The organism is Promicromonospora kroppenstedtii DSM 19349, from assembly GCF_000515355.1.
Lineage (GTDB): Bacteria > Actinomycetota > Actinomycetes > Actinomycetales > Cellulomonadaceae > Promicromonospora > Promicromonospora kroppenstedtii.
The window spans coordinates 20,018-21,551 of the sequence record NZ_KI911633.1; the positions used below are offsets into that span (position 1 = coordinate 20,018).

Annotated in this window: 2 protein-coding genes; one reads left to right on the plus strand and one right to left on the minus strand. The window is 70.4% G+C overall.

The features are described 5' to 3' along the window. Positions 1–998 (minus strand): glycosyltransferase family 2 protein (locus PROKR_RS06280; RefSeq protein WP_342665854.1); only part of this gene is annotated, 998 nt, incomplete at its 3' end. Between the two features lie 192 nt (positions 999–1,190). On the opposite strand from PROKR_RS06280, the gene PROKR_RS34060 reads away from it, so the two are divergent. Continuing rightward, positions 1,191–1,534: hypothetical protein (locus tag PROKR_RS34060; RefSeq protein WP_036960808.1), on the plus strand; the 344-nt coding region annotated here is incomplete at its 3' end.

The window sequence follows — 1,534 nt, forward strand, 5'->3', positions numbered from 1 at the left end:
CGGCCCGGGGCCGTGGACGGCGTGGCGGTCCGTTCGGGCGACGCGGCGCGGCTCCGGGCGGTGTCCGCCGCGACCGGGCCCGTGGTCGTGCCGTACTGCACCTCCTTGAGGCGCTCCAGCGTCTCCTCGAGCAGCACCCGGTTGGTGCGCTGGAGGTCGGCCAGCACGAGCAGGGCGAAGCTGAGCAGCGCCCCCACCAGCGACGTCGCTCCGAGCACGATGGACTGCAGGTGCTGACCGGCGGTCCCGGTGGCGAGGAGCACCGCGTACCGGCCGAACGGCACCACCGCGCCGAGGGCGAACAGGAGCCCGAGCGTGACGAACACCGTGTGCGGCTTAAACATGACGTAGGACCGGCTGATCGCCTGGCCCGACCGGGCGATGTGCTGCCACATGCTGCTGAACAGCCGCGACTCGCGCGTCTTCGGGTTGGTCGTGACGGGCAGGCTCTGGATCCGCATCCGTTTGTGCCCGGCCTGGATGATCGTCTCCATGCAGTAGCTGAACTGCGTGACGACGTTCAGGCGCAGCAGCGCCGGGCGTGAGTAGGCGCGGAACCCGCTCGCGGCGTCGGGCAGGTCGGTCCCGGCGGCGAAGTTCACCACGGCGCTGCCCACCTGCTGCAGGGTCTTCTTCAGCGGCGAGAAGTGCTCGATGGTGGCGGTCTGCCGGTCGGCGATCACGATGTCGGCACTGCCGAGCACCACGGGCAGCACCAGGTCGCCGATCCGTTCCTGCGGGTACTGGTTGTCGCCGTCGGTGTTCACCACGACGTCCGCTCCGTGCCGCAGCGCGTAGTCCACACCGTCACGGAACGACCGGGCGAGGCCCATGTTCCGGGTGTGGTGCACGAAGTGGCGCACGCCGAGCCGGCGCGCGACCTCCACGGTGCGGTCCGTGGACCCGTCGTCGACGACCAGGATCTCGATCTCGTCGATCCCCGGGATGCTGCGCGGGATCGTGGCGAGCACGAGAGGAAGCGTCTCTTCCTCGTTCAAGCAGGGAATCTGCACGAACAGCTTCATGGCCTGTGCTTTCGATGAGCAGTGTTCCAAGGAGCGGTGACTGGCTTCACGAGCGTAGGAGCGGCACATGACCAGGGCATGAACACCGCGTGCCCTGCAATGACTGTTATCCCGCCGTGACCAGGGGGCCGCGGGACGTCAACCTGCCGTGGCTACCCTGCACGCGTGTCCCGACCCCGCACGGTCCCGGTCGTCGCGTGGCCGATCGTGCTGCTGCACCGCATGACCCGCTTGCTGCGCCCGCGCGTGCGGGCCTGGTTCGCGTCCCGGGGTAGCCCTGACACCGCGGTGCTCGCCGAGCGCCGGGCGGTCCTGGTCGCGGTGCTCTGCGGCGTGCTGCTGTCCCTGACCGTCGCGCTCGCCGACGCCCCGTACGCGACCGGCGACGAGCCCCCGCACGTCGACTACGCGTACCAGGTGTGGCACGGCGACCTGCCGGTCTTCGAGGACGGGCTGGAGCTGCGGCCCGACCGCGCCTGGCTCGCCCCCGTGCAGTGGACCGCCCAGCA